Source organism: uncultured Marinobacter sp. (genome assembly GCF_913055835.1).
GTDB lineage: Bacteria > Pseudomonadota > Gammaproteobacteria > Pseudomonadales > Oleiphilaceae > Marinobacter.
The window spans coordinates 1-22,883 of record NZ_CAJXKQ010000016.1 but is presented as its reverse complement, the minus strand read 5'-3'; the positions used below and the strand labels follow the sequence as shown (position 1 = coordinate 22,883).

At 57.8% G+C, this 22,883-nt stretch carries 21 protein-coding genes; 7 read left to right on the top strand and 14 right to left on the bottom strand.

What is annotated here, in order from left to right; genetic code table 11:
- Positions 1-7: 7 nt before the first annotated feature.
- The 6 genes from QZ534_RS10495 to ald form a co-directional block, all read right to left on the bottom strand.
- Positions 8-850: a carbohydrate ABC transporter permease gene (locus QZ534_RS10495; RefSeq protein WP_296934292.1), complete on the bottom strand. Its 843-nt coding sequence runs from the start codon at positions 848-850 to the stop codon at positions 8-10.
- Positions 847-1,776 carry a carbohydrate ABC transporter permease gene (locus QZ534_RS10490; protein ID WP_296934393.1) on the bottom strand — a complete coding sequence of 310 codons (930 nt, stop codon included), beginning with the start codon at positions 1,774-1,776 and terminating at the stop codon, positions 847-849. Before QZ534_RS10490 ends, QZ534_RS10495 begins: the two co-directional genes overlap by 4 nt.
- Positions 1,777-1,845: 69 nt before the next feature.
- A complete protein-coding gene (locus QZ534_RS10485; protein ID WP_366935818.1) occupies positions 1,846-3,090 on the bottom strand; it encodes an ABC transporter substrate-binding protein in 1,245 nt (414 codons plus the stop codon).
- A 57-nt stretch (positions 3,091-3,147) separates the two neighbouring features.
- Complete coding sequence (locus QZ534_RS10480; RefSeq protein ID WP_296934290.1) at positions 3,148-4,560, bottom strand: carbohydrate porin; 1,413 nt, start codon at positions 4,558-4,560, stop codon at positions 3,148-3,150.
- A 233-nt stretch (positions 4,561-4,793) separates the two neighbouring features.
- Positions 4,794-5,366: a glutathione S-transferase N-terminal domain-containing protein gene (locus QZ534_RS10475; RefSeq protein ID WP_296934288.1), complete on the bottom strand. Its 573-nt coding sequence runs from the start codon at positions 5,364-5,366 to the stop codon at positions 4,794-4,796.
- A 22-nt stretch (positions 5,367-5,388) separates the two neighbouring features.
- Entirely contained in the window at positions 5,389-6,507 is a 1,119-nt protein-coding gene (gene ald, locus QZ534_RS10470; protein ID WP_296934287.1) for an alanine dehydrogenase, read from the bottom strand.
- 157 nt (positions 6,508-6,664) lie between these two features.
- Between ald and QZ534_RS10465 the strand changes: the two genes are divergently transcribed.
- Positions 6,665-7,468: a dienelactone hydrolase family protein gene (locus QZ534_RS10465; RefSeq protein WP_296934285.1), complete on the top strand. Its 804-nt coding sequence runs from the start codon at positions 6,665-6,667 to the stop codon at positions 7,466-7,468.
- A gap of 54 nt (positions 7,469-7,522) precedes the next feature.
- Here the strand turns inward: QZ534_RS10465 and QZ534_RS10460 are convergent, their stop codons facing one another.
- The 6 genes from QZ534_RS10460 to cysZ all read right to left on the bottom strand — a co-directional run bounded on the left by QZ534_RS10460 (position 7,523) and on the right by cysZ (position 15,439).
- Entirely contained in the window at positions 7,523-8,218 is a 696-nt protein-coding gene (locus QZ534_RS10460) for a lysophospholipid acyltransferase family protein (protein ID WP_296934283.1), read from the bottom strand.
- 169 nt (positions 8,219-8,387) lie between these two features.
- Entirely contained in the window at positions 8,388-8,594 is a 207-nt protein-coding gene (locus QZ534_RS10455; protein ID WP_008172950.1) for a cold-shock protein, read from the bottom strand.
- A 238-nt stretch (positions 8,595-8,832) separates the two neighbouring features.
- Positions 8,833-9,213: a fluoride efflux transporter CrcB gene (crcB, locus tag QZ534_RS10450; protein ID WP_296934281.1), complete on the bottom strand. Its 381-nt coding sequence runs from the start codon at positions 9,211-9,213 to the stop codon at positions 8,833-8,835.
- Positions 9,214-9,230: 17 nt separating this feature from the next.
- A complete protein-coding gene (locus QZ534_RS10445; protein ID WP_296934279.1) occupies positions 9,231-11,681 on the bottom strand; it encodes an acyl-CoA dehydrogenase in 2,451 nt (816 codons plus the stop codon).
- 130 nt (positions 11,682-11,811) lie between these two features.
- On the bottom strand, positions 11,812-14,673 hold the full coding sequence (rapA, locus tag QZ534_RS10440) for an RNA polymerase-associated protein RapA (RefSeq protein ID WP_296934277.1): 2,862 nt from the start codon (positions 14,671-14,673) through the stop codon (positions 11,812-11,814).
- Between the two features lie 16 nt (positions 14,674-14,689).
- The gene (gene cysZ, locus QZ534_RS10435; protein WP_296934276.1) at positions 14,690-15,439 is read right to left on the bottom strand and encodes a sulfate transporter CysZ; all 750 of its coding nucleotides are present in this window, start codon (positions 15,437-15,439) and stop codon (positions 14,690-14,692) included.
- 97 nt (positions 15,440-15,536) lie between these two features.
- On the opposite strand from cysZ, the gene QZ534_RS10430 reads away from it, so the two are divergent.
- On the top strand, positions 15,537-15,941 hold the full coding sequence (locus tag QZ534_RS10430) for a VanZ family protein (RefSeq protein WP_296934274.1): 405 nt from the start codon (positions 15,537-15,539) through the stop codon (positions 15,939-15,941).
- Between the two features lie 442 nt (positions 15,942-16,383).
- Here QZ534_RS10430 and QZ534_RS10425 read toward each other — a convergent pair whose 3' ends face one another.
- On the bottom strand, positions 16,384-17,043 hold the full coding sequence (locus QZ534_RS10425; protein WP_296934272.1) for a methyltransferase: 660 nt from the start codon (positions 17,041-17,043) through the stop codon (positions 16,384-16,386).
- A 133-nt stretch (positions 17,044-17,176) separates the two neighbouring features.
- Here QZ534_RS10425 and mnmH point away from each other — a divergent pair, with 133 nt between their 5' ends.
- The 5 genes from mnmH (at position 17,177) to QZ534_RS10400 (ending at position 21,768) form a co-directional block, all read left to right on the top strand.
- Entirely contained in the window at positions 17,177-18,280 is a 1,104-nt protein-coding gene (gene mnmH / locus QZ534_RS10420; RefSeq protein ID WP_296934271.1) for a tRNA 2-selenouridine(34) synthase MnmH, read from the top strand.
- Positions 18,281-18,421: 141 nt separating this feature from the next.
- Positions 18,422-19,255, top strand: a complete 834-nt coding sequence (locus QZ534_RS10415) for a mechanosensitive ion channel domain-containing protein (RefSeq protein WP_296934270.1) — start codon at positions 18,422-18,424, stop codon at positions 19,253-19,255.
- Between the two features lie 170 nt (positions 19,256-19,425).
- Positions 19,426-19,983, top strand: coding sequence for an aminoacyl-tRNA deacylase (locus tag QZ534_RS10410; RefSeq protein ID WP_296934268.1), 558 nt, complete (start codon positions 19,426-19,428; stop codon positions 19,981-19,983).
- Positions 19,984-20,065: 82 nt separating this feature from the next.
- Positions 20,066-21,361 carry an FAD-dependent monooxygenase gene (locus QZ534_RS10405; RefSeq protein WP_296934267.1) on the top strand — a complete coding sequence of 432 codons (1,296 nt, stop codon included), beginning with the start codon at positions 20,066-20,068 and terminating at the stop codon, positions 21,359-21,361.
- Positions 21,362-21,402: 41 nt separating this feature from the next.
- Positions 21,403-21,768, top strand: coding sequence for a histidine triad nucleotide-binding protein (locus QZ534_RS10400; RefSeq protein WP_296934265.1), 366 nt, complete (start codon positions 21,403-21,405; stop codon positions 21,766-21,768).
- 332 nt (positions 21,769-22,100) lie between these two features.
- On the opposite strand, the gene phoU is transcribed toward QZ534_RS10400, so the two are convergent.
- A complete protein-coding gene (gene phoU / locus QZ534_RS10395) occupies positions 22,101-22,823 on the bottom strand; it encodes a phosphate signaling complex protein PhoU (protein ID WP_064229722.1) in 723 nt (240 codons plus the stop codon).
- Between the last annotated feature and the right edge of the window lie 60 nt (positions 22,824-22,883).

Sequence of the window (22,883 nt, the reverse complement as noted above, 5' to 3'; positions counted from 1 at the left end):
TCCTTGGTTAACCTTTCACCGCACCCGCCGTGAGGCCAGATACGATACGACGTTGGAAAATCAGCACCAGCAACACCAGCGGCACCGTAACGATGACCGACGCCGCCATCAGGTTGCCCCAGGGCAGCTCGTACTGTGAGCCACCGGTCAGCAGGGCAATGGCGACAGGCACGGTCCGCTGGTCATCGGTGAGAGTGAAGGTGAGTGCAAACAGGAACTCGTTCCAGGCGGCGATAAACGCCAGCAGGCCTGTTGTGGCCATGGCCGGCCACATCAGCGGGATAAACACCTTGAAAAGCGTGGTCATGGGCGAGGCACCGTCGACAATGGCGGCCTCCTCCAATTCCTTCGGCAGCTGCCGCATGAAGGTAGTCAGAATCCAGACCGTGAACGGCAGCGTGAAGATGGTGTAGGAGAAGATCAGCGCCAGCGGGTTGTTGTACAGGTCCAGCGCCCGGATCACCTCGAACAGCCCGGAAAGCACCGCCACCTGGGGAAACATCGAGACCCCGAGCACAATCATCAGTACCGCACTTCGGCCCCGGAACTGCACCCTGCCAAGGGCGTAGGCGGCGGTCAGGCCAAAGGCCATGGCAATGATTACCGTGGCGAAGGACACCAGTACCGAATTCCAGATGCTGCCCACGAAGGAGCCGTCACCGATTACCGACGCATAGTTGGAGAAATCAAAGGCGCTTACCCACCAGGTCACATCGAACAGCTCGGAACCGCTCTTGAACGAGGTCACGATCGCGTAATAGAACGGGAACACCGTAAACAACAGGATCCCTGCCAGCAGGATAGCGAAACCGGTTTTCGCGGCGATTTTCTTCAGCAGTTTGCGGTTCATGCCTCACCCCCGATCTGTTTGCGGCCGAGATAGAGATAGCTGATGGTCAGCAAAGCAATGATGAGGAACAGCACCGTGGAAGCCGCCGAGCCGTATCCGACATCCTGGAATTCCACCAGCTGCTGACGGGCGTACACTGACATGGACATGGTGTCCGCACTGTTGGATGTCAGCACGTAGATCACATCGAATACCCGCAGCGCATCAAGCACCCGGAAAATGATCGCGACCATCAAGGCTGGCAGGATCAGCGGCAGGGTCACCTTAAAGAACACCCGTACCGGATGAATACCGTCCACCTTTGCCGCCTCATAGCAGTCCGAGGGCAGCATCTGCAGGGCTGCCAGCGTTAGCAGTGCCATGAAGGGCGTGGTTTTCCAGACATCGACCATAATGACGGCCCACATGGACAGGTCGGCATTGGCCGTCCAGTTCAGTGGTTCGGCAATCAGGCCGAGGCCCATCAGCATTTCGTTGATGATCCCGAACTGATCGTGGAGCATCCATCCCCACATCTTGGCGGAGACGATGGTCGGCACCGCCCAGGGAATCAGGGTGGCGGCCCGGACCCAGCCCCGGCCACGGAACTGGGCGTTCAGGGTCAGCGCGATGATCAGACCCAGAACGGTTTCCATACCCACCGACACCACCGTGAAGAACAGCGTGTTCCAAACCGCATTCCACCAGGTCGGATCTGCCAATACGCCGTACCAGGCGCCATTGTCGTAGACCAGGTAGTTCTCGAAACCCACCAGGCCGTACTCGCTGATATTGGCGAAACTGGCATCGGTGAAGCTGAACCAGATGGTTCGCATCAGTGGCCAGCCCGCCACGGCAGCCAGCACCACCAGCATGGGGATCAGGAACAACCATGCTGCCCGCAGGCGCTGGCGGCGCACCCGGCTGGCTTGCCGTTTGGCGGGCATTGCACGGGCCGGCGAGTTGCCGCCCGCGGCCGTTTCTGCAGGTGCCGGTGTGGTATGAGCCATGGCCAGTTACCAGCCCCGGCGGCCAAGACGCTGAAGCTGACGCTCCAGAGCGTTCAACGCCTGCTCCGGCTCCGCCTCGCCAGAGAGCACCTGATGGGTGGCATTGAAGAACGCATTACTGACTCGACCGTAGCTTTCACCGGTCACAGAGGATGGCCTGGGCACGCCGTTCTTGAAGGTTTCGAACAGCTCACCAAAGAAGGGTACCGCCGCCAGCACATCCTCATCTTCATAGAGGTCGGGAATCGTGGGGTTATAGCTACCCTGAATCGCCCGGCGTTTCTGCTCCTCGTAGCTGGTCAGGAACCGGACCAGATCTGCCGCCTCGTCCTTATTGGCCGAGTAACGGGAGACAGCCAGTTGCCAGCCTCCCAGGGTTCCGGCATGGGTGCCCTGCTCGCCACCCCTGGGCAGCGCTACAACGCCGACCTTGTCCTTGACCGGGCTGTCATCGCTTTGCGCCAGGCTCCAGGCGTAAGGCCAGTTACGCATGTACAGCGCATTGCCGGACTGGAATACGCCCCGGGCCTCTTCCTCGGTGTAGTTCAGAACGCTGCGGGGGGAAATATCGTCAATCCAGGTACTGGCCAGCGCGAGCGCTTCCCGGGCCTGGGGATTGTTGATGGTGACATTGCCTTCGCCATCGACCACCGTGCCACCGTTATGGGAGGCAACCCACTCAAGTGCGTTGCAGGTGAGACCTTCATAAGCCCTGCCCTGCCAGACAAAGCCCCAGAAGCGGTCATTGCCCGCTTCACGCTCACCGGCCATCACCACGCGAGCGGAATCGGTCAATTGCTGCCAGGTTTTCGGAACATTCTGGTCATATTTATCCAGGAGATCCTTGCGGTAATAGAGCACGCCCGCATCGGTAAACCAGGGCATGGCCACCAGCCGGCCATCCACTGTGTTGTTCTGGACCAGGGATTCAAAATGGCTATCCTCGGCACCATTGGTGTACTCCGCAAGGTCCACCAGATGCTGGGCCAGCATGCCCGGCCAGACCACGTCAATCTGGAAGATATCAACGTCTTCGGACTGGGCAGCCAGCAGCTGTTGGTAGAGCGAAAGGCGTTCAGTCGCCGAGTTGGGCGTGGAAACCACTTTTACCTCATGACCGGTCTGATCCGCCCAGGCCTGGGTGCCTTCCTCACAAAGCTGCTTCTCGGCACCCACGGCGCCGCAGGAGATGGTGATGGTCTTGGCCTGCACGGTGCCGGCAAAAGCAAAAGCCGCCAGGCTGCCGGCCATCCACAGGTTACGATTGAATCTGGACATGTTAATCACCTCGGTTTGTTATTGTCGGTCTCAGAACCAGATTTCCATTTGCGTACCAAAGGTCCATTGACCACTGGTAAAGTCTGTTTCCGCATCACCCAGTGCGTCACCGCTGGCATAGCCATCGAGTTCGTCATCCCAGGTGGAGTAGCTGGCGAACACCCGGATCTCCGGTCGGTTCCAGAAGCCGCCAACCTGGGGTTTGAAGGTGGGGGCTACGGTAAACCGGGAATAGTCACCATCGACCGCATTGCGACCGGCATAGCCCAGCGGCGTGATATCCATGGTCTGCCAGGAAGCCTCGTACTGCATCTCGAAGTTGCTGCCGATCTCGTGGGCCAGCCGGGTATTGAACGTCAGCCACTGATACTCATCACCCTTGATGTAGCGGTCTTCGCTGGTTTCCGCCAGGATCGCGGGGGCAATGCGCCAGTTCTCGCTCAGGTAGGTCGTGCCGTAAATCCCGACTCGGGTACTGACCGCATCCTCATGCAAATCACCGTCGGCACCGATGTTCTTGGCCTCGGCGCCCAGGCCCTGGCCATGCATCACGGCTACTTTGAAGTTGCCGTCAGAAAGGCCGAAGAAGTCACCGCCATGGTAGGCCAGCATGGTATGAAAACCTGTGTCTGCTGCTTCCTGTACGCCACCCACAACACGGGTCTCGTTATCCTGGGCGTTGATACCGTTGAGCATCAGCTGGACATTGCCGAAATAGTTGTTGGCGGTAAGGATCAGGCTGTCAGTACTTGAGGTTTCAGTGGCTGTCTGCGGGTCGGACGGGAAGTCAATGAAGCTTCTGCCATAAAGCGAGAAATTGGATTTCACCGATTCGGTGAACTTCACATCGTAAACACCCGCACCAAGGCCAGCGAGAAAGATAAAGTCGCTGTCGAGCCAATGGATATCGAAGTTATCGCGATCAAACCGCTTACCGGCCCAGATGGCCGAATCCCGGAAGATCCCGGAAAAACCGGCAACATCGCTGAATTCTACATAGGCCTGGCGCACATTCAGGGCACCGTCACCGGCGGTCCAGTCGTTGCTGGAGGTGGTGGAGTCGGCAATCATCAGGCGGTAATGGGATTTGGTACCGTTTTCGGCTTCCTGCTTGTAGTTGAGTATTGCCTCAAGATAGGTGTCTGGCTCATTGCCAAGGCGACCCACTGCACCACCAACGGAACCGGCAGGTGTGAGGTAGGGTCCGCCCGGGGCACTCTGAAGGTCGCCATTCAGCAGCAGACCGGAGCGTGCGTAGGTGTTGAAAGAGAACCCCTCGGCACCTGTTGCCTGGGGCTCGACTTCGGCGAGTTTTTCTTCCAGCGCGGCAAGGCGTTCTTCCACACTGTCCTGGGCCTGTGCAGCCAGGGGCATCGAGGCCAGCAGGCCCAGAGAGACTGCAGCGGCCAGGGGATTACGGATTAGTGTCTTACCAGAATTCATCTGTCGGAACCTCGTATTGTTTTTGTAAGGTCTGTTTTTGATGCAAATTATCTGAAACTTAATGCATTAAGACAGCAACTCAAAAAAAATCGGACCTGGGTCCGGAAAGAGTACTTAAATGATTAAGTAGTGACCAAAGATAAAAGCACAGAATAGCTTCTGCAACCTTTCAGAAGACTTAATTTCAACTTAATTTACGAGGTTGGCGGCCGGCGGTTGCCGGCCGCCCGGAATCAGGAGTTGCGGGGATCAGTCTCGGCAACCCAGGGGTAATCCCTGCGGCTGTCACGATATGACAGAAGGCTTTCCACACCCGAGAAGTCCACCAGATCCCTGAAGTCCAGCCAGTCCACGAGACAGTACAGACAGATCGCCGGGTAATTCCAGGTTTCAAACTGAGCGTCCTCCACCATCGCCGCCAGGGTACGCAAGGTGGTCATGATCCGCTCACGCTGAAGGTTATAGAACATCCGGTCCTCACCGGTATCAATACCCGACTTCTCCGAGAGCAGCATGGTGACCGCCGAGTCATTGGCGCCATCAACCATCGTAAGCTGGTTTTCCTGGTCCCAGGTCAGCGGATCCCGGCCCTGCTTGGCACTGATGTAACGGGCGATGATCCGGGAGTCATAGATCTCCTGGCCGCCGTCTTCGAGCACGGGAATTTTCAGGGTCGGATTGTTGCGCCGCAGTTCATCCCGACCTTCACCATAGATATTGAGGTTGACGAACTCATAAGGCTCTTCATCCAGCAGGATACGAATGCGCCGAACGTAAGGTGAAGTGGTGGATCCAATCAGTTTCATGGTTTCTCCGAGGGTTTCACACTCAGGATCCCAGCAGGGATTCAGGGTTTGTGTATGGGTGCCCGGTTGCTTCTGCCACTTCCCTGTAGGTCACCTTGCCGGCAGCCACGTTAAGCCCGGCCCTGAGGTGTGGATCTTCCTTCATCGCACGGTCAGGCCCCTTATTGGCCAGGGCCGCCACAAACGGCAAAGTAACGTTATTCAACGCCAGTGTCGACGTACGTGCCACCGCACCCGGCATGTTCGCCACGCAGTAATGTACCACACCATCCACAATATACGTGGGGTCGTCATGAGTTGTGGCCCGGGAGGTCTCCGCACAGCCACCCTGATCAATGGCAACGTCTACAATCACACTTCCCTCCGGCATCCGGCGGATCATGTCTCGGGTAATCAGTTTGGGGGCCGAAGCTCCGGGAATGAGCACGCTACCGACAACCAGATCCGACTCTGTCACCGCCTGATCAAGGGTCTGGGCGGTAGAAAACAGTGTGGTGATGCGGTTGCCATAAAGATGGTCCAGCTGCCGCAATACGTCCATGTTGCGGTCCAGCACCGTTACCTGGGCGCCAAGACCCACCGCCATGGCAACGGCGTTCTGGCCAACAACCCCACCGCCAACCACCGCGACCCGGGCCGGGCTGACACCGGGCACACCGCCCAGGAGGACGCCGCGCCCACCCATGGCTTTCTCAAGACAGTGGGCACCAGCCTGGATCGACATACGCCCCGCCACTTCCGACATCGGCGCCAACAGGGGTAAGTGGCCCGCACGATCAGTGACCGTTTCATAGGCTATACAGGTGGCGCCAGACTTCACCAGATCATCGGTCTGCGCCTTGTCCGGAGCGAGATGCAGATAGGTGAAGAGTGTGTGTTCCGGCTTCAGCAGTGCCCGTTCCTCGGCCTGGGGCTCCTTGACCTTGACGATAAGCTCGGCAGTGTCGAAAACCTCCCTCGCAGTATCAAGAATGCTGGCCCCGGCCTGGCGATAGTCTTCATCGGAAAACCCGATGGCAACGCCTGCCCCGGTTTCCACGAAAACCTCATGATTGTGACCACACAGCTCGTGAACGGCAGCCGGCGTCATGCCTACACGGTATTCGCGGTTCTTGATTTCCCTGGGCACGCCGATTTTCATAGACAACCTCCAAGACAGTCCGGATTCATGAGTCATTGGATGTAGTGTAGTCAAAAGGTCCTATACTGGATTGGCAACTGATTGCATCGGTTTACCGGTTCCGGGCGTAGATTTCCGGACAAAAAGACAATCCGACCCAAAAGGAGCAGGACAGATTATGACAACCCTGAAAGCAACAGCGGCCGCAGCCACCCTCTCACTCACTCTGGCAAGCACGCAGGTAATGGCAGAAATGCAAACCAAGACCGTCGAATACAAGGTCGGTGAAACCACCTTCACCGGTTACATGGCCTGGGATGATGAGTTTGAAGAGAAACGTCCGGGCGTTCTGGTGGTTCATGAGTGGTGGGGCCACAATGAATTCGCCCGGGATCAGGCAGAGCGGCTGGCCGCTTCCGGCTACACGGCGTTTGCCCTGGACATGTATGGCTCCGGCAAGCAGGCGGACCATCCCGATACCGCCCAGAAGTTCATGCAGGAAGCGACCAAGGATATGGATCAGGTCAAGGCACGCTTCCTGAAGGCGATGGAAATCCTGCAGAATCATGAAAGTGTCGATGCTTCCCGCATTGCTGCACAAGGCTACTGCTTTGGCGGTGCGGTGGTCCTGAATATGGCACGTATGGGCGTGGACCTGGACGGCGTGGTCAGTTACCACGGCGCGCTCGGCAGCCCCATTACCGCGGAAGCCGGAACCGTTAAGGCCCGGGTCCAGGTATACACCGGTGGTGCCGACAAGATGGTTCCCTCAGACCAGGTCGCAGGCCTGGTGAAAGAGATGCAGGACGCGGAAGTCGACCTCACGCTGGTCAGTTTCCCGGGAGTGCTGCACTCATTTACCAATCCCGGTGCTGACAAGGTCGCCGAGGAGTTCGGTATGCCGATTGGCTATGACGAAGAAGCCGCAAACCGTTCCTGGGAGGGCACCATGCGTTTCTACGAGGCCATTTTCGCCGAATAAAACAGACAGCAGCCCTGAGTCACAGACCCGGCCTGACCGCCGGGTTTTTCTTTTTCAGAGGGAAGACGCGATGCTGTTCCGAACGTCCGTCATCAAATCGTCCAGCGGCAAAGCACCGGAAGCCATCGGAGGATGGATGACGATTTCAATCTCACCAGGGCTGAACGCCGCACTGCCCTTGGGCAAGCGCTGGTGAGAACCACAGATAGTTACGGGAAGAATGGGAAGCTGACCATCCTGGGCAATGACAAAGCCACCCTTCTTGAAGGGTAACAGCTTGCCATCCCACGAACGGGTACCTTCAGGGAAAATCAGTATGCTGGTGCCATCCGGAAGCTGGTCAACACCTCGCTTGATGCTCTCCAGCGCGTCGCTGCCCTTTGCCCGGTCAATAAAAAGGTTCCGGGAAGTCTCCAGAGCCAATCCGAACAGGGGCACCTTGCGCAACTCCTTCTTGATCACCCAGCGATATTGCAAACCAAGGGCAAGCACCAGCGCGGGCGGATCAAAATAGGAAGCATGATTGCTCAGAATCACATAACGTTGGCCCGGCGTGATATTTTCCTTACCACGCACTCTCAGACGGATGCCGCAGACTTTCAGGATGATCCAGGCGTAGATCTTGGTACCGTAAAATGCGGCGTCCCCCCGCTTTCCAAGCAGCGCAGCAATCACAATCGGGAAAAACAGAATCAGGGTGAGCAGTATGGCCCAGAACAGGATCCAGGCAGCTTTCAGCAGTCGGAGCATGTAATGATTCCTGGAGATCTCGACGTCAGGTTAAACGAGCAGCAGGCCGGTAAAGATTACACAAAGAGGGGATAATGACAAAAGCGGAGCATCATCCGATGCTTTTTCAGGCATTAAAAAAGGCAGCCGAAGCTGCCTTTTTGGCGGTTATTGCCGAATCCATCAGGGATTACAGGGCAACAACGTTCTCCGCCTGGGGACCTTTCTGGCCCTGGGTAACGGTGAACTCGACCTGCTGGCCTTCAGCCAGAGTCTTGAAACCGCTGCCCTGAATAGCGCTGTAGTGAACAAAAACGTCCGGGCCGCCTTCACGAGTGATAAAGCCAAAGCCTTTTGCTTCGTTGAAGAACTTAACAGTACCGGTAGTAGTAGACATACTTAAACTTCCTGAAATCAATCATATTATCTGCCGCCCGCACCTTCATGGTGTCAGGTCAGCGTTTTGCGGAAATACAGAACTCGCGGAATCAAAAACAGGACGGTCACTACTAACTGCGGAGGTACGTCTTATTCATGAAATGCTTTACTGAATCTTTCCTACGCCCTTCACTCTACTCCTGAATCCGAAGCTTGCCAAGGGTAATTTCGAGAATTTATGTAGGTAGTGGTACCCATCATCCCCGCACCAGGCCGAAGGTATAAATTCCCAGTGCAGTCATGAGGATGGAGCCGACAACGTGAGCCAGAATACCGGTGATCGCCATGGCCCATTTGCCTTCCTGGATTGCAGCAAACATCTCGAGGGAGAATGTCGAAAAGGTGGTCAGGGCACCGCACAATCCGGTTATGGCAAAGAGCCGCCATTCCGGTGCCAGCGTGGTGCCATGGCTGAAATAGCCGATCAGCAGTCCGACAAGCCAACCACCACTGAGGTTGGCAACCAGCGTCCCATAGGGAACGGCATGGTAGGTGGTGTTCAGCCACAAACCCAGGGCCCAACGCAGGTTGGCGCCGATCACGGCGCCAACGCTGACTGCTACAAAGGACAACCACATTTCAGGACAGTTCCCTGTCAGGCGGGGTTGTGATCAATCACAGACTCCTTGTTCAGGGCAAAGGCATTAAAGGCAAAGTCATCGACCGTCAGCATTTCCAGCACCACGTTTTCGTACTGGCGCATGAAATCGGCCTCTTCCTTGGTGTAAACACCGGCCTCGAGCGCGGCCTCGAAACGCTCTTCCGGATGCAATGCGGTCATCGGCAGCTCGCCCTTGGCGTAGGCCTTGGTTACCTTACGGTACAACTGCTCCGCCTTGTCGTAGTCTTTCAGCAGACCGTTGTAGCGGGCCACCGGATTCTCCACGGTACCCTCTCCGTCGGTGGTCCATACACTGGCGATCAGCTTGTTGCGAATCGGTGTGTCAGTAGAGATCGCACGGGCCAGCTTACGGGCCAAATCGTCATGGGGGCTGTCCCAACGGCGACCCAATGGCATGGTCACACCGCGCAGAACCAGTGCGACAGCACGGTTTGGCAGGTTCTGCAGGAATTCATCCAGTGCGTTCTCTGTACGATGCAGCAACAGGCTCAGGCTGTATTCCATCACTTCCTTCTCGCCCTCTACCGGCTGGGTCTCGTGCCAGTTCTTCAGCACCATGGAAGCAAGATACAGGTTAGACAGCATATCCCCCAACCGCGCGGAGATCAGCTCTCGCATTTTCAGCTCGCTGCCGAGCGTGGTCATCGCAGCATCAGAGCACAGACCAAAGGCCGCGCTGAAGCGGGCGACAGCCTGGGCATACCTGCGGCTGGCACTGTCGAAAGGCACGTCGGCCCGACCAAGCCCCAGGGCCTGGGTAAAGGCCCGGGCGGCATTACCAAAGATCAGTCCGGCATGGCCGAAGAAGGCATCGTCAAAAGCCTTGATGTCATCGTTATCCTTGGCCGCCAGCTCTTTGAGCACATAGGGATGACAGCGGATCGCACCCTGACCGAAGATCATCAGGCTGCGGGTCATGATGTTGGCACCCTCAACCGTGATCGAAACCGCCGCGCCGCTGTAGCCAATGCCCAGATAGTTGCGCGGGCCGAGTGTCACCGTCTTGCCACCGTGAACATCCATGGCATCGGTCAGCACGCCGCGCTGGAACTCGGTCAGGTGGTACTTCAGGATGGCCGATGGAACGGCAGGCTTCTCACCTTTGTCAATCATGTTGGCCGTGTGGTTGACGGCCGCCTGAGCGATATAGGTCTTGGCGCCGATCCGGGCCAGAGGCTCCTGCACGCCTTCCATGTCCGCAACCGGGGTATTGAACTGGCGGCGGATGCGGGTAAAGCCACCGGCGGTGCCAACGGAGTAGGCAGCTGCGCCGGCCGCGCCTGAAGGCAGCGTGATGCAGCGCCCCACGGACAGGCACTCAACCAGCATGCGCCAGCCTTGGCCGGCCATATCGACACCACCAATAATGTAATCCAGAGGAATAAAGACGTCTTTGCCCTTGATCGGACCGTTCAAAAACGGACTGCCAATCGGGCAGTGTCGACGGCCGATTTCCATGCCTTTGGTGTCCCGCGGGATGAGGGCACAGGTGATGCCGTAATCTTCGGTGTCACCCAACAGCTTGTCCGGATCGAACATCCGGAAGGCCAGGCCCACTACGGTGGCAATGGGCGCCAGGGTTATCCAGCGCTTCTCGAAGTTGAGCCGGATACCGACTACTTCCTTGCCATCCACCTTCTGTTTGCACACGATCCCGGTGTCTGGCAGCGAGGTTGCATCGGAACCGGCGCGAGGCCCGGTCAGCCCGAAACACGGGATCTCACGACCATCCGCCAGACGAGGCAGGTAATGGTTCTTCTGGTCTTCGGTACCATATTTGACCAGAAGCTCACCCGGGCCGAGTGAGTTGGGCACACCGACAGACACCATCAGTGATTCATTGGCAGCCAGTTTCTGCAGCACCGCGGTCTGGGCCTTGGCAGAAAACTCCAGGCCACCGTATTCCTTCGGGATAATCATGCCGAAGAACTTCTCTTTCTTCAGGAAGTCCCAAAGCTCTTTTGGAAGGTCCGCCCGCTCAACGGCAACGTCCCAGGCGTTGCACATGGAGATTGCCTGGGTGCACTGATTGTCCACGAAAGCCTGTTCTTCTTCGCTCAGGCCGGTATTGCGATTAATGAGCAGGTTATGCCAGTCCGGGCGACCGGTAAACAGTTCGCCATCCCAGCCAACAGTGCCCGCTTCCAACGCAACTTTCTCAGTATCCGAAACCTTGGGAGCGACTTTCTTGAACATCGAAAAGACGCGGGGAGTCAGCCAGCTCTGGCGGAAGCCCGGAAGCCCCGCAGCTGCCGTGACTGCGGCACCAATAAAGAGCAGCAGAGCCAGCCAGCCGGAGGCAAAGATCAGGGACAGCAGCCCGGTGACGGCCATTACGCCAATGGCGGAGGCGGCACCTGACTCGCGCCGCATCACAATCAGCAAGCCAGCCAGTGCCACTACAAACAGAATGAAAGTCATCATAGGTTCTCTCTGTCATCCATGGTTCGGAAAATTCGAAGACTACAATTCGTTACGTTTACGGTACCGCATCAGATGAGGGCTGACCAGCAAATGCCGCACAGTCAGCCAGTTACGACCATCACACCTTGTGTTATGCGGTCACGATCACACGAATGCCTTCCAGAGCCAGGCTGGCATGATCGATGGCCTCTTTCGCTGCCTTGAACTGATCGCGGAAGAAATCGATTTCTTCCTCACGAATCGCGGGGTTCACTTTCTGCAACGCTTCCAGCCTACGGATCTCCGGTTCAAAACTCGCCTTTAGCTGCTCAAGCGCCTGGACCCTCAAGGGCTCCAGGTGAGGCGCTGAAAGCCGCTCCGCGTGATCCACCATGGTTTCGACCTGCGGACGGATCTGCGGAACGATGGCCTGGGCCGTACGCCGGCGGATATTCGAGCACATCTCATTCAGCCGGTCGTGAGGAAGAGCACCCGACAGCTCCTTGCCATTGACGTCCACCAATAGACGCAACGGGGAGACCGGCAGGAAGCGGGTAAGCTGCAGGGCTTCCGGCGCCGGGCAGTGCACGGTGAACAGGGCCTCCATCAACAGCGTTCCGGCAGGCAGCGCCTTCACCGAGAGGCTGGCCAGCGCAGCCTTGCCAAGACCGGAACTGGTGACCGAGTCCATCACCCCGGTAACCATCGGATGCTCCCAGCTCATGAACGCCAGATCCTCCCGCTCCAGGGCATTGTTCCGATCCCAGGTAACGGTTATGCCGTCTTCCGGCAATTCGGCGACATGTCCGGCCTGATATTGTTCGCCGGGCCTCAGAATGTCGGAGTGATCGGCATGGTCTTCGACATCCACGCCCAGGATGTCAAAAGCTTCCATCATGTAATCCCGAACCCGGGCCTCGGCCTCTTCGTCTTCAATGGCGGCAATCAGGTTCTCTGCCACGTCCGGGCGACAGGAATTCAGTTCGATCAGGGCATCACGGCCGTTTTGCAGCAGCGTTTTCAGGCGCTTCGATTCGTCTGCGGAGGCTGTAACCAGCTCATCAGCCACATCAAGGTCGCCATCAATGGCCTGCTGCCACTGGGCCTGCAAAGTTTCCTGAACCGCGACACCTACGGCGCAGCTTTCGGCAAAGGCATTCAGGCCCTCGTGGAACCAGCGGAACTGCACCTCCTGACTGGTGCCACACAGGTAGGGAATATGAATATCAATGGCTTCTGTCTGACCGATCCGGTCCAGCCGTCCGATACGCTGCTCGAGCAGGTCCGGGTTGGCGGGCAGATCGAAGAGCACAAGGTGATGGGCAAACTGGAAATTACGGCCCTCGCTGCCAATTTCAGAACAGATCAGTGCCTGGGCACCCTGCTCAGTGTCGGCAAAGTAGGCGGCAGCCCTGTCTCGCTCGATCAGGCTCAGATGTTCATGAAAGGCGGCACTGCGAATACCTGCACGCAGCTGGAGATAATGCTCCAGGGCCATAGCGGTCTGGGCACTGGCACAGATAACAACGACCTTTGCTGGACGCAGGCCCACCAGCTTTTTCTCAAGCCACTCCACCCTCGGATCGTCCGCCAGCCACTGCTCCTCGGGCACCAGTTGCTCAGGGGTCAACCCCTGAATACCCGAGGCATGCCCTTGGTACATGGCCGGGCAAGGTAACGGCTCGGGTTCGGGACGGCGTTCGGGAAATCCCTGGATAGCCGCCCGGGTATTACGGAACAGCACGCGACCGGTACCGTGCCGATCCAGCAGAGCATCGATCACCGATTGCCGTGGGTTATCTCCGGCCAGCAACTGGTCCAGCTCTTCGCCCAACCATTCTCGCAACAGTTTCCGGTCTTCGGCGCTGATGTCGGATTTCTCGTCCAGGAGCCGACGGACCACAGCGTTGATCGTCTCGTACTGCTGCTCCTCTTCCCGGAAGGCATCCAGATCATGGAATCGGGCCGGGTCCAGCAGCCGCAAGCGGGCGAAGTGACTGGCAACACCCACCTGCTCCGGCGTCGCCGTCAACAACAGCAGGCCCCGGCTGACCGCCGACAGTTCCTCAACGATCCGGTATTCCCGACTGGCTTCCTCCGGGCTCCACTCAAGGTGGTGGGCCTCGTCCACGATCATCAGGTCCCACTCGGCCTTTCGGGCATCGTCCTGCGCCTTCCGGCTGTTCTTGAGGAAATCGAGACTGCAGAGCACCAGCTGCTCGCTCTCGAAGGGATTGACTGCATCCTCGTCGCCAAAAATATGGTTGACCAGGGCATCAACATCGCTTTCCTCATCTTTCAGGGCATCGTAGCGACCCTGATCCACAATCGAGAAACGCAGGTTAAAGCGGCGAAGCATTTCCACCAGCCATTGATGGGTGAGGGAGTCCGGCACCACGATGAGCGCGCGCCTTGCGCGCCCGGTGTGCAGCTGATAGTGCAGGATCAGCCCCGCCTCAATGGTTTTGCCCAGGCCGACTTCATCGGCCAGAAGTACACGGGGCGCATGACGCCGGGCAACCTCATGGGCAATATAGATCTGGTGCGGCAGGTGTTGGGTGCGAGCGCCGATCAGTCCCTGTGCAGGGGACGCCCGCAGGCGATTCATGTGCTGGAGGGTGGCATACCTCAGACGAAAGGCACCGTTGCGATCGAACTGGCCTGCGAACAGCCGCTGGTGCGGTGCGGAAAAGTTCACCGAGCCTGCGAGTTTCACCTCGGAAATTTCATGTAGATCGGTGCCATCGTCTGCGTGGTACATGAGCACACCACCAAGATCCTCGACCGCGCGAACGATGTACCGCTTGCCATCGAAGGTCTCGATCTCCTCGCCCAGTTGATAGATGATTCGGGACAGAGGTGCGTTATCAATCGCGTAGGTGCGCTCCTCATCGGCGGCGGGAAACCCGAGGGTCACCCGGCGCCCGGAGATGTCCGTGACGATCCCAAGCCCCAGGCCAGTATCACTGTGGCTGACCCAACGCTGACCAATACCAAATTCCGATGTATCCAAGAAACCTCCAGACAAATTACGTTCTTGTGGCGCCGTTCTCACGCACCCAGTAAGCCGTTGCACCGCAAACCGCTGCCGGCACCACAATCAGATTCAGCACGGGAACCATGGCGGCCAACGCCACCGGCAGACCAAAGCCGAACGCGGACAACCTCGTGTCACCGAGCAACCGACGCAAGGCCGGAAAACTGACCTTGTGGTTGTCAGCCGGATAGTCCACGTACTGCAGGGCCATCATCCAGCTGTTGAAAAGAAACCACAGAACAGCAGCAACCAGGTTAACAACCGGTATCAGGCCGATAATCAGCAGGCCGATGGCCCGGGGCAGGTAATACAGGATTTTCTGAACCTCACGCCAGAGCGCGCGGGGTATGTCCTTGATAATGGAAGCCCAGCTGTCGTCAGTGTTTACCTCCTGGCCGGTCAGGTGCTTTTCGGTCAGTTCGGCAAGGTAGCCGTAGAATGGAGAGCCAATGAGGTTGGCAACGATGACAAAGCCATAGGCGAGCATCAACACGATGACCGCACCGTAGAGAATCCAGAACAGCCAATCCAGCGCCTGGAGCCAGGCCCAGTCCGGCAGCCAGGCCATGGCGGCGGCGATCAGGCCGGCAAAGAGTTCCCCCAGGAAGAAGAACAGCAATCCGAAGAGCAGAATATTGATAACCAGTGGAATAATGACAAACAGCCGCAGACCGGGCTGACGAATCAGGCGGAACCCCTCACCCAGATAGCCCAGTCCACGAAAAAAATTTCCCTTGAGCATCGCTGGCAGGTCCTCCGCTTCAATGACAATGACGGGGCGCAAAGCATATCATGTTGATAACATTCCCACAGCCCGAGAACGCTCAGGGACTTCCCCGATGGATTCACTGAAACAACAACTGACCAGCCTGATGCAGTATCGCCCCCTCTGGCGAACAGCTTTTGTAGTTTCGGTGCTGGCGATCGGATTTCTTGCGACAACCGATAACCCTTACCCCATCCCTTCTTCTTCCAGCGACAAGGTAAACCACGTGCTTGCCTTTGTTGAGCTCACCATCCTGACCCGACTGGCCTGGCCGGACCTGCGGGCGATCTGGTTTGCGCCGGCACTGTTGGGTTTTGGCTTGGGCATCGAACTCATCCAGGCAAACCTGCCCTACCGGGAATTTTCCATGGCGGATCTGGCTGCAGACGGCATAGGCATTGCCATTGGTCTCCTTCCGTGGCCCGGCGTTCGCAAAATCGGCAAACCGGATCTGAGAAATTCGCCAGGATCTCTGTGAGATATCTCTTACAACAGCGTGAGATCTTGCGGTGATATCACGTGCGCATGGGTGCGAAACCCCCTTAGAAAAAACCTAACTCGCTGATAATTATATTTTATTGGGAAAGCCGACACTGACATCAAACGCAACGCGTGCACAGTTCACACGTTTGTCAGAATCCAATTGGTATAGTGTTTACATCAAGGATGACAGGGAAAGGGACGACGCACTGGATGCACCCCGGCATGGAATGCAGGGAGAGGCAAGGATACAGGGACGCCTCGCTTAAGGGATAACTATTCGGATAGCCGGCTCGGATGCCGGCACCACGGAGTGGCTCAAGGATCTCGCAACATGGCTGTTGCCCAATGCGCAAGGATGCGCCGACCTGTTCCGAGAAAGGGTAACCGTCTGGTTGCCCTTTATTTTTTTATAACCATCTCGCTCACCTCCCAGTCCTTTACTGGCCTCCTTCAGCCAGATAGATACGCACCTTGTTGAACTCCTCGAATTCGTTCAGATCCGGCCAGGTCCTGGCTTCAATCGTTGCCTGCCTCTGATAGGTGCTGTCACCCAACACTTTCATCCGGGAGTCGGCAAGCAAAACCCGCGGTGCCGCCTGTCGGAACACTTTGAGCAGCGGCCGGTTCTCGGGGTCATAGAGCACGTCTGCCGCTGTTACCACGTCCAGATCTTTCGGGCGATCTGCCCAGTCATGGCAAAGGCCAACGGACACACCGTTAAGGGCCGCGTTGGCACTCGCTGCATCCAGGGCCGCCGGGTCAATGTCACAGGCAATGGCTTCCCGAGCGCCGGCCATCGCCGCCGCCACGGCCACTATCCCGGATCCGGAACCAAAGTCCAGGACCCGCCTGCCCTCTACGTACCTGGGGTTGTCCAGGATCCAGCTGGCGAGCACCTGGCCGCTGGCCCAGCAAAAGGACCAGTATGCCGGCTCGGCAACCACCGCCTGAGCCTCCTCGTGGGATAACGGCCCCTCAAGCACCGTCGGATCAAACAGGTACAGGGCAATGCGTTTACAGCCGGCAGGACGGGAAACGGCCACCCGCCCCCTGGCCAGGGTTTTGCTCAGGTTCTTATTCAGGTAGTCCGCTGACATGGGTTATCCAGACTCTAATTTCGCGAAGGCGCCATTGTACCCCTGACCAACCCGGGAAACAGGCGAAGGTAAGCAGAAAAACCCCATTTCCGCTATACTGCCGCCTCCATCTGACAACTGGTTTAGCGTTGAAATGGCAAGCAGACCCGACACCGACGACTACCTTTCCCTGTTCCTGAACGATGTTCCGCTGATGGACGTCCGGGCACCGGTGGAGTTCAGCCGTGGCAGCTTCCCGAATACTGAAAATGCGCCACTGATGAACGATGAGGAACGCCACCGGGTCGGCATCTGTTACAAGGAAAAAGGCCAGGACAAGGCCATTGAACTGGGCCATCAGTTGGTGTCTGGCGACATCAAGGCCCAGCGCATCGAAGCCTGGAAGCGCTTTGTTGCCCGGCATCCCGAAGGTTATCTGTTCTGCTTCCGCGGTGGCCTGCGGTCCCGGCTTACCCAGCAGTGGATTCGCGACGCCGGCATTGACTACCCGCTGGTCAAAGGCGGCTACAAGGCACTGCGCCGGTTTCTGATCGATAGCCTCGAAGCGCAGATCGAATCCGGCGAATTCCGTATTCTCAGCGGTCGCACCGGTACCGGCAAAACACGTGTTCTGAAACGGCTCCCCAATCCCGTGGATCTTGAGGGCCTGGCTAACCACCGGGGCTCCAGTTTCGGGCGCCAGGTAACACCCCAACCCTCACAGATCGATTTCGAGAACCGGCTGGCCGTCGCCATGCTCAAAGCCCGTCATTTGAACGATGGCCCGGTATATCTGGAAGATGAAAGCCGCCTTGTAGGGCGTTGCGCCCTGCCCGAGTCGCTCAAGAATCGCATGGCCGAGTCGCCGCTGCTGATTCTGGAGCAACCCATGGAAGAGCGTGTGGCCATTATCCGGGAAGACTATGTTGAGGGCATGTTTGCGGATTATGTAAGCCGCGACGGAACCGACGCAGGCTGGCTGAATTTCCGGGACTATCTGCTCAGCGCCATTGACCGCATCCGAAAACGCCTCGGCGGTGAACGCCACAAGCAACTCCGCAGGCTGATGGAAGAGGCGCTCGAGCAGCAGGAGACCACCGGACGAACCGGCGCTCACGACGCGTGGATCCAGGCGCTGCTCGAAGACTATTACGACCCCATGTACGACTACCAGCTTAGCCAGAAAGAGGGCCGGATTCTTGTCCGTGGAGGCCCTGGAACCATTCTCGATTGGGCCAGTGAACGCTCAGTTGCGTAAACGACTGTCGGAATATTTTTCCTGCAATACACACCCCTGACATTTGTCTGCTATATAGAGAAGTAGACGAATCACGTTGTTGCAGGATTTTGTCCGTTAATCCGATACTTATGAAAAATACCAACGAACAAGGAGTCCTTTATGGAAGACCTATTTGGCGCTGAGGGCGGTGCCTCGGAACTCATGAATCAGGCCATGGCCCTGATCATGACATACGCACCGAAAGTCGTGCTGGCCATTGTCACATTGATCGTGGGCATGTGGCTGATCAATCGTTTTGTCGGAGTCCTCGACAACAAGCTGGGCAAGAAAGATCCCACCCTGAACAAGTTCCTCTGCGGCCTGATCAGTGCAATTCTCAAAATCCTGCTTCTGATCTCCGTTGCTTCCATGGTTGGCATCGCAACCACGTCCTTCATTGCCATTATCGGTGCGGCCGGTCTGGCCGTCGGCCTGGCACTGCAGGGCAGCCTGGCCAACTTTGCCGGCGGCGTGCTGATCCTGATTTTCAAACCGTTCAAGGTCGGCGACGTCATCGACGCCCAGGGCTACCTTGGCTCTGTCCGGGAAATCTCCATTCTCTACACCATTGTCGACACCTTCGATAACCGCCGGATCGTGATTCCTAACGGTCAGTTGGCTAACGCCAGCCTCACCAACCTGAGCGCCTATGAAACCCGGCGTTGCGACATGAGCTTCGGGATTGGCTACGGCGATGACATCGACAAGGCCAAGGCCGTCTGCAAGCGACTCATTGAGGAAGACGAGCGCGCGCTGAAAGATCCCGAGCCTCTTATCGTTGTTGGTGCGCTGGGTGAAAGTTCCGTTGATCTGACCGTTCGGGCCTGGACCAAGTCCGCTGACCTGTGGCCCTTCTACTGGGACATGCACGAGAAGGTGAAGAAGGCATTCGACGCCGAGGGCATCAGCATTCCGTTCCCCCAGCGCGATGTGCATATGTATAAAACCGACTGAGATTCGCGATCGGTTTCTCATTGATACATCCGGTTACTCGCAAACTGCGTAACCTCAACTAAGCTGACCATTAATGGCGGGGTTTAGCGACCCCGCCAAGCCATCGGGGCCAGGTAATCTGTCCTACACAGGCTCCGGAACGCTGTCATTGCTGGTAGGAGGTTGTCACTATGCCGGTACAGCAGTTGAAGGAATTCCTCGATGAGGCAGGTGTGGAATACATGTGCCTTTCTCACCCCCCTGCGTTTACCGCCCAGGAACTGGCCCACCACGTCAAGATTGCCGGCGACCGCGTCGTAAAAACGGTGATCATCGAACTGGATGGCAAAATGGCGATGCTGGTGATGCCGGCAACCTGGCGAATCCGCTGGGACAGACTGTCCCGCATTCTGGACACTGACTTTATTGACCTCGCGGATGAACAGGAATTCAAGGACCGCTTTCCGGATTGTGAAGTAGGCGCCATGCCTCCCTTCGGTAATCTGTTCGGCATGACGGTGTATTGCGCGGAGGCACTGACCGAACAGCCCGAGCTGGCCTTCGCCGCGGGCAGTCACAGCGAATCTGTCCACATGAAGACCGCCGATTTCCTGACCCTGGTCCAGCCGATGGTACTGAACCAGGGCTTCAACAAACCCGGGGCCCAGAAACCCGCCTGGCTGGTTAAGGGCCGTCGCCGGCCGGACGAGACCACCGAGCCTCGGATATCCGGAATGGCAGGGTACTAAGGGTTTTCCTGCTGGCTTGATCCCGGTCTCTTGTCTGGTTGCCGTCATCGCGTAAACTGGGGGCATCAGACAGGAAACCGATATGACTCAAGCCTTTGATATTGTGGTAGTTGGTGCCGGCATGGTCGGCGCTGCCCTGGCCACTGGCCTCGGCCAGAATGGCTTTCGCGTTGCCCTCGTTGACCGGGCCCCGCCGCCTGTATTCGACCCCGACAGCGCACCGGACATCCGGGTCTCTGCTCTGAGCGCCGGCAGCGAGCGCTACCTCCAGAGCCTGGGTGCCTGGGACCACATTCTCGGGATGCGCGCCACGCCCTATAAACGACTGGCCGTGTGGGATGAAACCCGCTACCCATTACAGAACCTGGTGCCCCGGAAACTGGCCGAAGTTCAATTCGACGCCAACGAACTTGGCGCCCCCCATCTGGGACACATCGTCGAAAACTCGGTCACCCAGCAAGCCCTCTGGCAAACTGCCGAAGCCTGCCCCCAGGTGACCCTCCTTCACGGCCAGGGTGTTGCCTCGCTGGCCCAGTCCGGCGACACAGCCACCGTCACCCTCGACGACGGTCACGAACTGGAAGCAACCCTCGTCGTCGGGGCCGACGGCGCCCACTCCCGAATCCGCGACCTCGCAGGCATCGGCACCACCCGTAACCAGTACGACCAGCAGGCAATGGTTGTCTCGGTTCGATATCAGGGTCCGGTTGAAGACATTACCTGGCAGGGTTTTCATCCTTCCGGCCCCCGCGCTTTTTTGCCCCTGCACAGCGCTGGCCCGCAACACCCCGGCGAAAGCTGGGGCTCGCTGGTCTGGTACGATTCACCCGAGGAACTCGCTCGACTGAAATCGCTGGACGACAACACGCTGATGAGCGAGATCCAGTCGTCTTTCCCTGCGAGCCTGCCACTGCTGACCCACATCGACAGCAAGGCATCGTTCCCCATTGCCCGGCAACATGCCAAACACTACCATTCCGGGCGCGTGGTTTTGGCCGGCGATTCCGCCCACACCATCAACCCACTGGCTGGACAGGGCGTAAATCTCGGCTTCCAGGATGCACAGGCCCTGCAATCAGCCCTTAAAGAGGCCAAGCGAGCAGGTGACGATCTGGCCGCCCCGAAATGGCTAAACCTGTATGAACAACAACGCCGCCCGGCGAACCGCAGAATGATGCTGACCATGGATGTGTTCTACCATCTGTTCAGCAACCGGATCCCGCCGGTTCATCTGCTGCGCAACCTCGGCCTGGGCGCCGCCCGCGCCCTGCCCTTCGCCCGCAACCGGGTGGCCCGCTATGCCATGGGCATCGACGAGGAACTGCCGGCCGCAGTCAGGCAGATAACATCCCGGATTCCGGGCCTGAATCAGCTTTAACACCGAACAACAATCCCAAGGACAATCCAGAAGGAGTCACCATGTCAGAGACGATTTTCACCAAGATCATCAACCGCGAAATCCCCGCGGATATCCTCTACGAAGACGACCTCGCCCTGGCGTTCAGTGACATCAACCCGCAGGCGCCGGTGCATTTCCTCGTCATCCCGAAAAAGGCCATTGCCACGATCAACGACATCACCGAAGGCGATCGGGAGCTGGTTGGGCATCTGTATCTGGTGGCAGCGAAGATTGCCAAGGAGAAGGGGTTTGCCGACGACGGCTACCGGGTTGTCATGAACTGCGGGGAAAACTCCGGGCAGACTGTGTTCCACATCCACCTTCACGTGCTCGCTGGCAAGCCGCTGGGCTGGCCTCCGTATACCGACAAAATGAAGCAGGCCTGATTTTTAGACTTGGGTGGAGGGCCGGCATGTGGTGGGGCTTTCCGGGACCCGCTCGAGCCGTCCCTGGTCGCTTGACTTTCGCCATCCATGGCGAAAGACAGTCCCGGAAAGCCCCACCACACGCCGTCCGGCCAGAGTCTCACTACGCCTGCAAGCAAACACCAAAGATTACTGAGGCGAACTGGAGAGCAGCACCCAGCTTCGGGCAAGTGGGCTGGTAGTGCTGTTTGGGACTATCTTTCGCCATGGATGGCGAAAGCTAAGCGCGCATGGATGCCTTGAGCGTGTCCCAAACAGCACTACCAGCCCGCTTGCTTCCTCCCAAGCAAAAATCAGCGGCCAACGACTTTCTCAGCTTCCTCCACCGGCGTATGACGAACGTCCTCGCCTTTGACCATGAAGATCACGTTCTCGGCAATGTTGCACGCGTGGTCACCTACCCGCTCCAGGGCACGGAGCACCCACATCACGGACATGCACCTTGAAATGTTGCGGGTATCTTCCATCATGAAGGTCAACAGGGTACGGGCGGCGGCCTGATATTCCTCATCGACGCGCTTGTCTTCCTTCATGATCCGCAGGGCCTGCTCGGAGTCCAGGCGCGCAAAGGCATCCAGGGCATCGTGCAGCATGCTAAGCACATGGGTGCCGATGTGGCGGACTTCCACATAGCCGCGCGGAGCCTGGCCTTCTTCCTGCAGTTTGATGGCCAGTTTGGCGATTTTCTTGGCCTCGTCACCCACACGCTCCAGATCGGCGACCATCTTGATGACCGAAATAACCAGACGCAGATCCCGGGCCGTCGGCTGCCGACGGGCGATGATCAGGGTGGCTTCCTCGTCGATCTCCACTTCCATCTTGTCGACTTTCTTGTCGTTGGCGCGGATCTCGTCGGCCAGATGGCCATCGCCATCCACCAGCGCCTGAATGGCGTTCTCGACCTGGGCTTCTACCATACCGCCCATTTTCAGGAACTCGGTCTTGAGCTCCATCAGTTCATCATTGAACTTGTGGGAAATGTGATCCCCGTAAACGTCATCCTTCTTTGTAGGCATACTGTTCTTCTCCAAAATTCCTCAGGTCCGGAATCAGCCGAAACGGCCGGTGATGTAGGA